General features: G+C 65.1%; 16 protein-coding genes. 10 read left to right on the forward strand and 6 right to left on the reverse strand.

The features are described 5' to 3' along the window. The first annotated feature begins 2 nt into the window (after window positions 1-2). Both ABFX23_RS15720 and ABFX23_RS15725 read left to right on the forward strand, forming a co-directional pair. Window positions 3-950 carry an MlaD family protein gene (locus ABFX23_RS15720; protein WP_346033926.1) on the forward strand — a complete coding sequence of 316 codons (948 nt, stop codon included), beginning with the start codon at window positions 3-5 and terminating at the stop codon, window positions 948-950. 17 nt (window positions 951-967) lie between these two features. Further along, complete coding sequence (locus tag ABFX23_RS15725) at window positions 968-1,552, forward strand: ABC-type transport auxiliary lipoprotein family protein (RefSeq protein WP_346033927.1); 585 nt, start codon at window positions 968-970, stop codon at window positions 1,550-1,552. A gap of 1 nt (window position 1,553) precedes the next feature. Here ABFX23_RS15725 and ABFX23_RS15730 read toward each other — a convergent pair whose 3' ends face one another. Genes ABFX23_RS15730 through crcB form a run of 5 tightly spaced genes read right to left on the reverse strand, consistent with a single transcriptional unit; the run spans window position 1,554 to window position 4,644 of the window. Further along, window positions 1,554-2,249 carry an ATP12 family chaperone protein gene (locus tag ABFX23_RS15730; RefSeq protein WP_346033928.1) on the reverse strand — a complete coding sequence of 232 codons (696 nt, stop codon included), beginning with the start codon at window positions 2,247-2,249 and terminating at the stop codon, window positions 1,554-1,556. Then, window positions 2,246-2,473, reverse strand: coding sequence for a hypothetical protein (locus tag ABFX23_RS15735; RefSeq protein ID WP_346033929.1), 228 nt, complete (start codon window positions 2,471-2,473; stop codon window positions 2,246-2,248). The genes ABFX23_RS15730 and ABFX23_RS15735 overlap by 4 nt, the downstream gene beginning before the upstream one ends. Then, window positions 2,466-3,122, reverse strand: coding sequence for an HAD-IA family hydrolase (locus tag ABFX23_RS15740; protein ID WP_346033930.1), 657 nt, complete (start codon window positions 3,120-3,122; stop codon window positions 2,466-2,468). Before ABFX23_RS15740 ends, ABFX23_RS15735 begins: the two co-directional genes overlap by 8 nt. Next, window positions 3,119-4,234: an RluA family pseudouridine synthase gene (locus ABFX23_RS15745; RefSeq protein WP_346033931.1), complete on the reverse strand. Its 1,116-nt coding sequence runs from the start codon at window positions 4,232-4,234 to the stop codon at window positions 3,119-3,121. The genes ABFX23_RS15740 and ABFX23_RS15745 overlap by 4 nt, the downstream gene beginning before the upstream one ends. After that, window positions 4,231-4,644 (reverse strand): fluoride efflux transporter CrcB, encoded by a 414-nt coding sequence (crcB, locus tag ABFX23_RS15750; RefSeq protein ID WP_346033932.1) that lies wholly within the window; start codon window positions 4,642-4,644, stop codon window positions 4,231-4,233. Before crcB ends, ABFX23_RS15745 begins: the two co-directional genes overlap by 4 nt. Window positions 4,645-4,850: 206 nt before the next feature. Here crcB and rpsU point away from each other — a divergent pair, with 206 nt between their 5' ends. The 8 genes from rpsU (at window position 4,851) to ABFX23_RS15790 (ending at window position 11,645) form a co-directional block, all read left to right on the forward strand. Beyond that, complete coding sequence (rpsU, locus tag ABFX23_RS15755) at window positions 4,851-5,057, forward strand: 30S ribosomal protein S21 (protein ID WP_346033933.1); 207 nt, start codon at window positions 4,851-4,853, stop codon at window positions 5,055-5,057. 133 nt (window positions 5,058-5,190) lie between these two features. After that, on the forward strand, window positions 5,191-5,763 hold the full coding sequence (locus ABFX23_RS15760) for an FKBP-type peptidyl-prolyl cis-trans isomerase (protein ID WP_346033934.1): 573 nt from the start codon (window positions 5,191-5,193) through the stop codon (window positions 5,761-5,763). Window positions 5,764-5,767: 4 nt separating this feature from the next. After that, entirely contained in the window at window positions 5,768-7,483 is a 1,716-nt protein-coding gene (locus tag ABFX23_RS15765) for a DUF4153 domain-containing protein (protein ID WP_346033935.1), read from the forward strand. 48 nt (window positions 7,484-7,531) lie between these two features. Continuing rightward, window positions 7,532-7,834, forward strand: coding sequence for an Asp-tRNA(Asn)/Glu-tRNA(Gln) amidotransferase subunit GatC (gatC, locus tag ABFX23_RS15770; RefSeq protein ID WP_346033936.1), 303 nt, complete (start codon window positions 7,532-7,534; stop codon window positions 7,832-7,834). Between the two features lie 17 nt (window positions 7,835-7,851). Then, window positions 7,852-9,315 (forward strand): Asp-tRNA(Asn)/Glu-tRNA(Gln) amidotransferase subunit GatA, encoded by a 1,464-nt coding sequence (gatA, locus tag ABFX23_RS15775; protein WP_428831678.1) that lies wholly within the window; start codon window positions 7,852-7,854, stop codon window positions 9,313-9,315. Beyond that, a complete protein-coding gene (locus tag ABFX23_RS15780; RefSeq protein ID WP_162925175.1) occupies window positions 9,312-9,674 on the forward strand; it encodes a hypothetical protein in 363 nt (120 codons plus the stop codon). The genes gatA and ABFX23_RS15780 overlap by 4 nt, the downstream gene beginning before the upstream one ends. Further along, complete coding sequence (gatB, locus tag ABFX23_RS15785) at window positions 9,671-11,170, forward strand: Asp-tRNA(Asn)/Glu-tRNA(Gln) amidotransferase subunit GatB (protein ID WP_346033938.1); 1,500 nt, start codon at window positions 9,671-9,673, stop codon at window positions 11,168-11,170. Before ABFX23_RS15780 ends, gatB begins: the two co-directional genes overlap by 4 nt. Window positions 11,171-11,180: 10 nt before the next feature. Then, a complete protein-coding gene (locus tag ABFX23_RS15790) occupies window positions 11,181-11,645 on the forward strand; it encodes a tRNA (cytidine(34)-2'-O)-methyltransferase (RefSeq protein WP_346033939.1) in 465 nt (154 codons plus the stop codon). Between the two features lie 6 nt (window positions 11,646-11,651). On the opposite strand, the gene ABFX23_RS15795 is transcribed toward ABFX23_RS15790, so the two are convergent. Then, window positions 11,652-11,960: a hypothetical protein gene (locus ABFX23_RS15795; protein WP_346033940.1), complete on the reverse strand. Its 309-nt coding sequence runs from the start codon at window positions 11,958-11,960 to the stop codon at window positions 11,652-11,654. Window positions 11,961-11,981 lie beyond the last annotated feature (21 nt).

Below are 11,981 nucleotides of genomic sequence, written 5' to 3' on the forward strand. Positions count from 1 at the left end.
GGATGGAAACACGGGCAAACCATATCTGGGTCGGCGCTGTCACGCTGCTGCTGCTGGCAGCGGCTGCGGTGTTCTTCGTCTGGCTAGCGCGGCTGGGCGAGCGTAACAACAAGGAATACGACATTTTCTACGAGCAGTCCGTCGGCGGGGTGGCCGAGGGTTCTGTCGTGACCTACTCGGGCGTTCCAGTGGGGCAGGTGGCCGACATCTCCATCTGGGAGCGTGACCCGGAATTCGTGAAGGTGCGCATCAGGGTGAACGGCGACACGCCCATCCTCGTCGGCACCACCGCCAGTATTTCGGCCAGCTTCACCGGCGTTTCGAATATCAGCCTGTCGGGTGGTCGTTCCAACCAGCCGCCGATCACGTGCGACACCACCGATTGCCCCGAAGGCGTGCCGGTCATCCCCCCGGCGCAGGGCGCCGTGGGTGAGATCCTCGCCAGCGCCCCGCTGCTGCTGGAACGCCTCGCCACGCTTACCGATCGCCTGACGCGCGTGCTGGACGACGAGAACCAGGATTCGATTTCGGGCATTCTCGCCAACACCAATACCATCAGCCGCGAACTGGCCAATTCCTCGCCGGAAGTGCAGCGCACCCTGCAGGAACTTCAGGCCACGCTGGCGCAATCGACCGAAACCCTGGCCGCGTTCGAGGACACGCTGGAAACCACCGACCAGCTGCTGGAAGGCGAAGGCCCGGCGCTGGCCTCCGACTTGCGCGCGACGCTGGCATCGGCCCGGCAGGCGGCCAACTCGCTGGAGGGCTCGCTTGCCAACGTAGAGCCGCTGACGCGGCAGCTGAACGAAGACACGCTGCCCGCGGCGACCGCAACGCTGCGCGACCTGCGGCAGACCAGCGAGAACCTTCGCAACATGACGGAGCGGCTCGAGAATGAAGGCGCCGGTTCGTTGCTGGGCTCGCAGCCATTGCCCGATTACGAGCCTTGAGGGCGGAAACGATGACCATGATGAAGAGCAAATTCCTCGCCGCCGCAGCGTCGCTCGCCGCGCTTTCGGGCTGCATCAGCCTCGGCGGGGGCGATCCGCCCGACCAGTTGCTGACGCTGACTCCGTCCGCCTCCATCCCCGCCGGCGCGGCGGCCGAGGGAGAGGCCTCGGCGGCCCTTGCCGTGCAGGTACCGAGCGTCACGCAGCGCCTGAATGTCACGCGCGTGCCCGTCACCACCAGCGACAGCTCGCTCGCCTACCTGCAGGACGCTTTCTGGGTCGAGAAACCCGCGCAACTGTTCCGCAACGTGCTGGCCGAGACGATCCGCGCCAAGGGCAACCGCCTTGTCGTGGGCGGCGGGGAACTGGAATATGTCGCGCGCACACAGCTTTCGGGCCAACTGGTCGACATGGGCTACGATGCCGGCAGCGGCAGCGCGATCGTGCGCTACGACGCCATGCTGGAAATGCCCGACGGCACGATCCGCACGCGCCGTTTCGAGCACAGCGAGCCCGCGCTTCCCGAAGCGAACGATGTCGGCTCGGCGCTGAACCGCGCGGCCAATGTCGTCGCGGACGAGGTTGCGGAGTGGGTGGGCTGAGCTAGCCCCGCGCCGCTTTTGCGAACTCCGCCGCGCGGCGGAACGCCTCCAGCTTGGCCTTGCGCGCTACCTCGGCCTCGTGATCCTGGCCCCATAGCTCGGCCTGCCAGTCTTCTTCCAGATTGGTGGCGGCAAACAAGGCGTCCACGTCGGCCTCGTCTTCCAGCACTGCGAGAGCGGCCGTCAGCGAGGCGCCCAGCGATGCCAGGGTCACCAGCGCCGCGAGAGTGAAATCATCTTCTCTGTGCAGACGCGCGCGCAAGGCAGCCAGCGCATCGTCGGATTGCTTGCGATGGATGATCCCGCTCGCGCGCTCCAGCCGGATGCCGTGCGCAGCCTCGCAGGCGGCAACGATGGGCTCCCATACCTCCTGCTGGCGGCGATAGAGCGGCTCGTCGGGGTCGGCGCGGTAGCACAGGGTGTCGGTTTCGGCGTAGGCGAGAAGCTTGGCGACGTGCGCGGCGCGGTCCTCGCGCACCATGTCGATGGCGAAATCGGCCATGTCGCGGAAGATGAAGGACTTCGGGTCCACCTTCTCTCCCTGGTCGGCGAATTCCTTTGCCAGCGCGTCGGCAAGTCCACGCGTGGGCAGCACTTGCGGCTTGCCGGCCTGCGTGCGGATGGGGCGCCCGTCCAGCGTCACCTGCCAGCCGCCGTCATGTTCCTCGACGGCCACCTCTTTCCAGAACCGTTTCATCGCTTGTCGTTCGTGCTCCACATGCGGGACAGCAGGGTGGGGGTGACGAATGTCTCGAACATGCCCAGCACCAGCAGCAGGTAGCCCGCCCAGTCGGGCAGGGGCAGAGCCTCGTTGAATACGGCGATTGCGGCCAGGATCATCACCACGCCCGCGATCCGCATGGCGTTGATGAGCATGAAACGGCCCTTCGCGCGGGCTTCTGCGTCCTCGCGGCTATCCATCGATCAGTTTCTCCAGTTCGGCCATCGTATCGGCCACGGCAACGGCCCCTGCGGCGAGCAGTTCGTCCGGTTCGTGATAGCCCCACGACACGCCGATGGGGCGCACGTTGGCGGCCACAGCCATCTCGATATCGAACACGGTATCGCCGATCATGCAAGTCACGTACGGCTCGGCCATCGCATCCTCCATGGCGGCATGCAGCATGGCGGGGTGGGGCTTGGAAGGATGGCGGTCCGCCGTGTGGGTCGTGGCGAAGAATCGCGTCAGGCCATGCACGGCCAGCGTGCTGGCAAGACCGCGGTCGGACTTTCCGGTAGCCACCCCGAGCGTCCAACCCCGCCCGTGCAGGCGCTGCAGCATGTCGGCCATGCCCTCGAACAGGGGCTCGCGCAGGGTGCCGTTTTCCCGCGCGCTGCGGAAGGCGGTCTTGTAGGCCTGCACAATGGCGTAGTGCTGGTCGTCCGACAGGTCCGGCGACAGGCGGCGGATCGCCTGCGGCAGGCTGAGGCCCACGATCCGACGAACCTGTGAGTGGTGCGGAGCGGGCGCGCCGACTTCGGCGAAGGCGGCGTTCATTGCATTGACCACACCTGCCTGTCCGTCGCTCAGGGTGCCGTCGCAGTCGAAGACGGCTAGGCGTACACTCACTTCCTGCCCCGCTTCTTGCCGCCCGGCTCGGCGCGACGCTTGCGCTCTCCGCGTCGGGCCTTGCGATATTGCTTGGCATGCTGCTTGGCGGCCTGCTTCTCTTCCGCCTTGGTCCGCTTGGGTTTCGGCGTGGCGACCGGTTTCGCATCGCTGAGGGCAGGGTCGAAGCCGAGTTGTTCCATCGACTGTGCGAAATGCTCTGGCAGGTCTGCGCTCACGTCCAGCTTCTGCCCGCCGGGCGCCTCGATAATCAGCCGCCGCGCGTGAAGGTGCATCTTGCGGCTGATGCTGCCTGTCAGGAAGGCATCCTGCCCGCCGTACTTGCCGTCGCCCACAATGGGGTGGCCCATCGCCGCCATGTGGACGCGCAACTGGTGGGTGCGTCCCGTCAGCGGTTGCAGCTCCACCCAGGCCGCCGCATTCCCGGCCCGCTCCACCACGCGGTAGAGCGTCTTGGCGGGCTGGCCGTTCTCGGTGTCGACATGCATCTTTTCGCCGCCGGTGCCCGGCTGCTTGGCCAGTGGTGCCTCGATCTCGCCTTCGTAAATATCGGGCACGCCGACCACCAGCGCCCAGTAGATCTTCTTCGCGCTGCGGCCCGAAAATCGTTTGGAAAAGAACGCGGCGCTGCCCGGTGTGCGAGCGACCAGCAGAATGCCGCTGGTGTCCTTGTCCAGCCGGTGGACAAGGCGCGGGCGTGGCTCGTCATCGCCGGCATAGGCATCCAGCAGCGCGTCAACGTGGCGGGTCGTCTTGGTGCCGCCTTGCGTGGCGAGGCCCGGCGGCTTGTTCAGCACAAGCGCGGATTTCGTGCGGGTGATGAGGATGTCATCGGCCAGCGATTCCTCTTCCGGCGTCAGTTCGCGGCGCGTCCTTTGCGTGCGCGCCTTGTCCTCGCCGCCCGGCGGCACGCGCAGCACTTGGCCGGCAGTCAGGCGATCATCCACCTTCACGCGCTTGCCGTCCACCCGCAGCTGGCCGGTGCGTGCCCAGCGGCTGACCGTGCCGAAGCCGACCTGCGGCAGGTGACGCTTGAACCAGCGGTCCAGCCGCACGCCATCGTCGTCCTCGCCAACGGTGAACTGGCGGACTTCATTTGCCGCGTTGCTCATGAGAACAACCGCGTCACGGTGATGCCGAAGAAGAAGCCCGATACGCCAAGGCCGATCGAGAGCATGAGGTAGATCGCCGCAAGGCCCAGTTGGCCGCGCTGCATCATGTAGGCCATCTCAAGGCTGAAGGCACTGAAGGTGGTGAACCCGCCCAGCAGGCCCACGCCCAGCAGCAGGCGGAGCTGGTCCGCGCCTTCGGGACTGCCACGCACCAGCCATCCGGCCAGAAGACCCATCAGCAGGCTGCCGATGGTGTTCACGGCCAAGGTGGCGAAGGGAAAGGCGCTGACGGCGGGCGCTCCGAGCCAGCCGGTCATGAACCGGCCCATCTGGTAGCGGGCAAGCGCGCCAATTCCCCCTCCCAGCGCAACGGAGAGGGAGGCATAGAGTTGCGGTGTTGCATTGGACATGGCCGTTCCCTTAGCGTTGCAGGCGGCCATGCGGAACCCAAAACGCTCTGCGCCTTGCATTTCGCCCGCGATTCGCTTATCTGCGCCCTCGTGAAGCCGACCCCGTGAGGGATTCGGCGCAATTTTCGTTTTGTTTATCCGGTGCATCCCGCGCCTGACTGCAGCGGGCTCTCGCCGTTTCTGAAATTAGAAGGTGGCTTAGATTTATGCAGATCATCGTTCGCGATAACAATGTCGAGCAGGCTCTCCGTGCGCTCAAGAAGAAGCTGCAGCGTGAGGGTGTGTATCGCGAAATGAAGCTGCGCCGCCACTACGAAAAGCCCAGCGAAAAGCGCGCTCGCGAAAAGGCTGCTGCCGTGCGCCGCGCCCGCAAGCTGGAGCGCAAGCGCGCCGAGCGTGACGGCGGCCGGTAATTCAGGTCGGCAATAGCGCCGGATTTCGGGCTCTCGAAGCTTGAAAGCACATCGCAGCTAAGCCAAAGGGGCGTGGAAAGTTATTCCGCGCCCTTTTCGTTTGGCGCGCCAATATTCACGGGATCAGATTACCATGGCCGAAGTCACCCGCGTTCCGCTGCAGCCGATTGCCAAGGGCTCGCTCACCAAGCTGTGGATCGGCGTCATCATTGCCGTACTGGTGGCCGTGGGCATCGCCTGGGCCGCCACGCCCCAGGGCCTCTCGGTGGATACCGTCCGCGCGGGCGAGGGCCCCAGCCCGACCGAAGAGGACGTGGTGTTCGTCAACTACACCGGCAAGCTGGCCGACGGCACGGTGTTCGACCAGTCGCAGTCCATGCCGCTGCCGATCCCCGGCATCTTCCCCGATGGCACGCCGCTGCCGCTGGGCGACATGATCCCCGGTTTCCGCGATGCCCTGCTGCAGACGCAGAGGGGCGGGCAGTACGAGATCTTCATTCCGTCCGACCAGGCCTATGGCGCGGACGTGCCCGAGGGTGGTCCGATCCCGCCGAACAGCGATCTCTATTTCGACATCGAAGTAATCGACTTCATGAGCCGCGAGGAGTTCCAGGCGCGCGTCCAGTCCTTCCAGCAGCAGATGATGCAGCAGCAGATGGAAGCGCAGGGCGCAGGGGACGGAACGGAAGGCGCCCCGGCGCAATAGGCAGATGGCCGGGGAGGGAGGCATCGCGAAGAGCGCTCTCGCCCATGACGGCGATCTCGTGGAAGACTATCCCGCGCGGCCGTGGCTGCTCGCAGGGCTGGGCGGTGTCGCCGGCCTGATCGTCCACCTTTTGCTGGATGTCGATGGCGAAGAGGCTTGGCGCTACGCCCTGGCGTCTTTCACCTTTTTCGGATTTGCAGCGTCCAGCTTCGTTCTCGGTTCGCGCAGGTGGATAGAGGTCACGGTGTTCGCGCTGGGCCTTGGCGCGGTGATGGGTGGTCTTGCCTACCTCGCTGTCGATGCTGGTGACCGCGTGGCAGGCGAGGAATTCGCCTTTGCCGCGGGCGTGTTCTTCTCTCTGCTGGCCGTTCCGCTGTTCCAGGCCGATTTTCATCGCAGGCGCTGGGCTACCCCATACGAGGAAACACACTTCCACGTCTGGACCGATGCCCTGACCGCCGGCGGAGCGCTGCTGTTCGTCGCGCTGTCCTGGCTCCTGTTATGGTTGCTGCACGCGTTGTTCAGTCTTATCGGCATCGAGATTATCGAGGGCATGATCGAGACCACCGGCTTCGTCGGGCTGTTCATGGGGGCGACCTATGGCGCGGCGATGGGGGTTCTGCGCAACCAGCTCGGGATCATCGGCACGCTGCAAGGCGTGGCGATGCTGGTCTTCTCGTTGCTGGCGGTGCCGTTCGCCCTTGCCATCCTGATCTTCCTTTTCGCACTGCTCGCCTCTGGCGGTAGCGCGCTGTGGGAGGCAACCGACGATGCCACCCCGGTGCTGCTGTCCTGCGCCCTGGGATGCTTCGTGCTCGCCAACGCCGTGGTGCGCGACAGCGACGAAGCGCGCAGCAGCAACGTGGCCATGCAGGTGGCGGCGATCTGGCTGTCCGCTGCGATCTTCCCGCTCACGGTGTTCGCGGCGATCTCCATGGGCATCCGCATCGACCAGTATGGATTTTCACCCGAGCGGCTGTGGGCGCTGGTCGCCACGGGTATCGCCACCGCCTATGGCCTTGCCTACTGGGCGGGCCTGGCGCGTGGACGTCTGGCGGGGTGGAGCCACTACCTGCGCCGCGCCAACCTGCACCTGGCCGTGGCGTCTTGCGTGATCGCGTTGCTGCTGGCCCTGCCGCTGGTGGATTTCGGCGGCATTTCGGCTCGCCAGCAGGTTGCAAGGCTGGATGCGGGTGAGGTGTCGGCGGAAGAATTCGATTACGCTGCCCTGCGCTGGGATTTTGGCGATGCGGGGCGGGAGGTTCTGCGGCGTTTGGCGCGACGTGAGGGCCAAGTCGGCGAGAAGGCGCAAGCCGCACTGGATGAGCAGACGCCCGCCGATCGTTACCGCGAGCTCGGCTCCGAAGAACATCGCCGCGCAAACATGCAGGTAGAGGCCCGCGATGCTTATTGGGAAGGGCGCATACGAGAGCATTTTGCTCGCCTCGGCTGGCATTGCGACGAGCCGTGTTTTGCCATCGATCTGGGCTTTGATCAGGACGGGGAGCGAAGGATCAAGCTGATCCAGGGCGCGCAGGTAACGGACTGGTTCCTCGAACGCGAGAATGACACGGAGCCATTCGAGCCAGATATCGTCCTTCCGCGGCGAACCGCAGGTCCGCTGCGGGAGGACTCGACTGTCGAAGTGCGCGAATGGCAAGGTCGGCAGATCTACGTCGACGGACAGCCGATGGGCGACCCGTTTCCTGCTGAGGAATAACTTCCTAATCGCTTGAAGCGCGCCCGCGGCACGGCTAACGGAAGCGCCATGTCAGTCACCCGAGAAGAAGTCGCCAAGATTGCCAGTCTGGCGCGCATCAGCATGGACGAGGCCGCCCTCGACCACATGGTGCCCGAACTCAACAATATCCTCGCCTTCGTGGAACAGCTGGGCGAGGTTGACACCAGCAATGTCGAGCCGATGGCCGCGGTCATTCCGCAAGACCAGCGCCTGCGCGACGACGTGATCGACGCCGATCCGTTGACGGGCGGTGGCCGCCGCGAAGACGTGCTGGCCAATGCGCCCGTGGCAGAACACGGCTTCTACGGCGTTCCGAAGGTGATCGAATAGTGACCGATTTCACGCAAATGGGCCTCAAGGCCATCCGCGACGGCGTGGCCGCCGGCGATTTCACCGCGCGCGAAGTGGCAGAGGTGCACAACGACGCCGTGGCCGCTGCTGCCGAACTGAACGCCTTCATCGTCAACACGCCCGACCATGCACTGGCCGCTGCCGACAAGGTGGATGCGGACCGCGCGGCGGGCAAGGAACTTGGCCCGATGGCCGGTGTGCCCATCGGCATGAAGGACCTGTTCGCCACCAAGGGCGTGCAGTCGGCCGCTGCCAGTCACATCCTCGAAGGGTTCAAGCCGCCATACGAATCCACGGTTTCGCAGAAGCTGTGGGATGCGGGCGCGGGGATGCTGGGCAAGCTGAACATGGACCAGTTCGCCATGGGTTCCTCCAACGAGACAAGCTATTTCGGCAATGTCGCCAGCCCGTGGAAAAGGCAGGGCAGCAATGCCACGCTGACGCCGGGCGGCTCTTCGGGCGGTTCGTCCGCCGCTGTTGCCGCACGCCTTTGCCCGGCAGCGACCGGCACCGACACGGGGGGCTCGATCCGCCAGCCTGCCGCGATCACCGGCATCACCGGTATCAAGCCGACCTATGGCCGTTGCAGCCGGTGGGGCATCGTGGCCTTTGCCAGCTCGCTCGACCAGGCGGGGCCGATGGCGCGATCGGTGGAAGACTGTGCGATCATGCTGGGCGCGATGGCCGGTTTCGATCCCAAGGATTCGACCAGCATCGACGCGCCCGTTCCCGACTGGGCCGGGCTGCTGGACGCCGATCTTGCGGGCAAGACCGTGGGCATCCCGCGCGAATACCGCGTGGACGGGATGGATGCCGAGATCGAGGCGAGCTGGGAAGAGGGCAAGCAGTGGCTGCGCGATGCGGGTGCCAAGGTGGTCGACGTGTCGCTGCCGCACACCAAGTACGCACTGCCCGCCTACTATATCATTGCCCCTGCGGAGGCATCGTCCAACCTCGCCCGCTACGACGGCGTGCGCTATGGCCTGCGCGACCTGCCCGAGGGCGCGGGTTTGCAGGACATGTATGCTGCCACCCGCTCCGCCGGATTCGGCGACGAGGTGAAGCGCCGCATCCTGATCGGCACCTATGTGCTCAGCGCAGGCTTCTACGATGCCTATTACACGCAGGCGCAGAAGGTGCGCACGTTGGTGCAGAAGGACTTCATGGATGCCTTCGAGCAGTGCGACGTGATCCTGGCACCCACCACGCCGACCGCGGCCTTCGCGCTGGGCGAGAAGACCGACGATCCGCTGTCGATGTATCTGAACGACGTTTTCTCGGTGCCTGCATCGCTGGCCGGTCTTCCTGCCATGAGCGTGCCTGCAACGCTCAATTCCGACGGCCTGCCGCTGGGCCTCCAGCTCGTCGGCAAGCCGATGGACGAGCAGGGCGTGCTGAACGCCGGCCTCGCCATCGAACAGCGCGCCGGGTTTACCGCCCAGCCGGAGAAATGGTGGTGAGCTTCTTCGAAGTCCTCGTCATCGTGCTGCTGGTGGGCGGGCTGATCCTGCCGATCTGGTGGCTGGTGGGCACCGTGCACTTCGCCAACCGCAAGCAGCGCCAGCAGCTGCAATCGGCGCAGCGGTGCATGGCCTTTACCGCGGTGATGGACCGGCTGATGAACGAAATGCGCGCAGACCGGAAGCGCGCGCCCATCGTGGTCGCCTGCATCCGCGAACTGCAGACCTTTCCCGAATACCGCGACATCTCGGTGACGATGATCAACGACATCAACGTGAGCGGCAGCACGCCCTACGACCAGATGTTGAAGAACGAACTGAAGAAGACCGAGGCATTCCTTCTCGAGGCGAACTCATGAGCAATTACCGTGTCCAGGGCGCAACCGGCGAGTGGGAGGTCGTGATCGGCCTCGAAGTCCATGCGCAGGTTACCAGCAAGGCCAAGCTTTTCTCCGGCGCTTCAACGGCGTTCGGCGCGGAGCCGAACACGCAGGTCAGCCTTATCGATGCCGCCATGCCCGGTATGTTGCCCGTGCCCAACCGCGAGTGCATCCGCCAGGCGGTGCGTACCGGCATGGCGATCGAGGCGCAGATCAACGCGTGGAGCCGGTTCGACCGCAAGAACTACTTCTACGCCGACTTGCCGCAGGGCTACCAGATCAGTCAGCTCTACCACCCGCTGGTGGGCGAGGGACAGCTGGTGATCGAGGCGGACGAGAAAGCCGGTATCCCCGAGGACAAGGTCATCCGCATCGAACGTATCCATGTGGAGCAGGACGCGGGCAAGCTGATGCACGACCAGCACCCCACCATGTCCTACGTCGATCTCAACCGCACCGGAGTGGCACTGATGGAAATCGTCAGCCGCCCAGACATGACGTCGCCCGCCGAAGCCGGGGCCTATATCCGCAAACTGCGTTCGATCCTGCGCTATGTCGGATCGTGCGACGGCAACATGGAGGAAGGCTCCATGCGCGCCGACGTGAACGTGTCGGTGCGCAAGGTCGGCGATACCGAATTGGGCACCCGGACGGAAACGAAGAACGTCAATTCCGTACGGTTCGTCATGCAGGCGATCGAGCACGAAGTGCAGCGCCAGATCGACGTGCTGGAGGACGGCGGCCAGATCGTGCAGGAAACCCGCCTGTTCGATCCGAACACCGGCACCACCCGCTCGATGCGTTCGAAAGAGGACGCGCACGACTATCGTTACTTCCCTGATCCCGACCTCCTGCCGCTGGTGCTGGAGCAGGACTTCCTCGACGAATGCCGAGCCTCGCTGCCGGAACTGCCGGATGCCAAGCGTGCGCGCTACGAAAACGAACTGGGCCTGACGCCTTACAACGCACGCGAACTGACGGCCGAGGTGGAGACCTTCGCCCGGTTCGAGACGCTGCTGGCCGTCGCCGCCAAGGCTATCGGCAAGCCCGAGGCCAAGGTCGCAACGCAGGTGGCCAACTGGTCCCTTTCCGTGGCGCCCGGCGTGGTGAAATCGCTGGGTGACGAGGCGGACATGGCCAACGCTACTGCCGAACGCCAGGCTGCGATCCTCGCCATGCAGGACGAGGGCGAAATTTCCGGCGGACAGGCCAAGGAAATCTACGAGATCGTCCTCAAGGAAGGCCGTGAGCCTGGCGAGATCGCCGATACCGAGGGCCTGAAGCAGGTCAGCGACACCGGCGCGATCGAGGCAGCGATCGACGAGATCATCGCGAACAACGCCGACAAGGTCGAGGAGTATCGCGGCGGCAAGGACAAGTTGTTCGGCTTCTTCGTCGGCCAGACGATGAAGGCGATGCAGGGCAAGGCCAATCCGGCGGTGGTGAATCAGATACTGAAGGACAAGCTGGGCTAGGGCAGGCCGCATGGCTGCCCGCCCGATCATCGTCCTCGTCCATCCGGAAATCCCGCACAACACCGGGGCTGTCGGGCGCACCTGCGTGGCGCTGGACATGGAGCTGGTGCTGATCCGGCCCTACGGCTTCACCCTCAGCGACCGGCATCTCAAGCGTTCCGGGCTCGATTACTGGCAGCACGTGCGGCTCAGCGAATATGCCGACTGGGGCGCGTTTCTGGAGGAGCGCAGACCGCGCGCAGGGCAGATGTTCCTGTTCGAGGACGATGCGCCGCGCAGCTTTTACGAACCCGACTACGCGGACGATGCCATCCTCGTCTTCGGCAGCGAGACGAAGGGCCTCCCCTCGGCGATTCGCGACCGGCACCGGACGTGCGAGGTCAGCCTGCCGATGCGGTCCGACCACATCCGCTCGCTCAACCTCGCCAATACGGTGACGGCCGCGGCCTATCAGGCGCTGCGCGGGAAGTTCTGACGCGCCTCAGCCCTGCCGTTGGGCGGTGAAGGGCATGGTGCCCATGATGCCTGCCTTGATGGAGCCGGTCACGGCATCGCCATCAACGGTGGCTTCGCAATCCAGCGTCATCGGCATGGGCATGCCCATCTTCATCTTCCAGTTGAGCGTATTGCCGCTGATCGTACCGTCCTGCACGTCCATCGTGCCCATGCCGCCCGAAAGCTGGCCGGTGAAGGTCTCTCCATCGGGGCCGGGCACCACGGTGAAAGTGCCGGTCTGCTCGCCCATCGGGGACTGCGCGACGAAATCGTAGGTTCCACCCACTTCGGACATTGATAATTCTCCTCTGGGCAG

Source organism: Erythrobacter westpacificensis, assembly GCF_039542285.1.
Lineage (GTDB): Bacteria > Pseudomonadota > Alphaproteobacteria > Sphingomonadales > Sphingomonadaceae > Alteraurantiacibacter > Alteraurantiacibacter westpacificensis.

Coding starts and splice junctions, on each gene's coding strand:
- ABFX23_RS15795 (WP_346033940.1), bottom strand. CDS start 11,960: ATGTCCGAAGTGGGTGGAACCTACGATTTCGTCGCGCAGTCCCCGATG.
- gatB (WP_346033938.1), top strand. CDS start 9,671: ATGAGCAATTACCGTGTCCAGGGCGCAACCGGCGAGTGGGAGGTCGTG.
- ABFX23_RS15730 (WP_346033928.1), bottom strand. CDS start 2,249: ATGAAACGGTTCTGGAAAGAGGTGGCCGTCGAGGAACATGACGGCGGC.
- gatC (WP_346033936.1), top strand. CDS start 7,532: ATGTCAGTCACCCGAGAAGAAGTCGCCAAGATTGCCAGTCTGGCGCGC.
- ABFX23_RS15720 (WP_346033926.1), top strand. CDS start 3: ATGGAAACACGGGCAAACCATATCTGGGTCGGCGCTGTCACGCTGCTG.
- ABFX23_RS15745 (WP_346033931.1), bottom strand. CDS start 4,234: ATGAGCAACGCGGCAAATGAAGTCCGCCAGTTCACCGTTGGCGAGGAC.
- ABFX23_RS15735 (WP_346033929.1), bottom strand. CDS start 2,473: ATGGATAGCCGCGAGGACGCAGAAGCCCGCGCGAAGGGCCGTTTCATG.
- ABFX23_RS15725 (WP_346033927.1), top strand. CDS start 968: ATGATGAAGAGCAAATTCCTCGCCGCCGCAGCGTCGCTCGCCGCGCTT.
- ABFX23_RS15790 (WP_346033939.1), top strand. CDS start 11,181: ATGGCTGCCCGCCCGATCATCGTCCTCGTCCATCCGGAAATCCCGCAC.
- rpsU (WP_346033933.1), top strand. CDS start 4,851: ATGCAGATCATCGTTCGCGATAACAATGTCGAGCAGGCTCTCCGTGCG.
- ABFX23_RS15765 (WP_346033935.1), top strand. CDS start 5,768: ATGGCCGGGGAGGGAGGCATCGCGAAGAGCGCTCTCGCCCATGACGGC.
- ABFX23_RS15760 (WP_346033934.1), top strand. CDS start 5,191: ATGGCCGAAGTCACCCGCGTTCCGCTGCAGCCGATTGCCAAGGGCTCG.
- crcB (WP_346033932.1), bottom strand. CDS start 4,644: ATGTCCAATGCAACACCGCAACTCTATGCCTCCCTCTCCGTTGCGCTG.
- gatA (WP_428831678.1), top strand. CDS start 7,852: ATGGGCCTCAAGGCCATCCGCGACGGCGTGGCCGCCGGCGATTTCACC.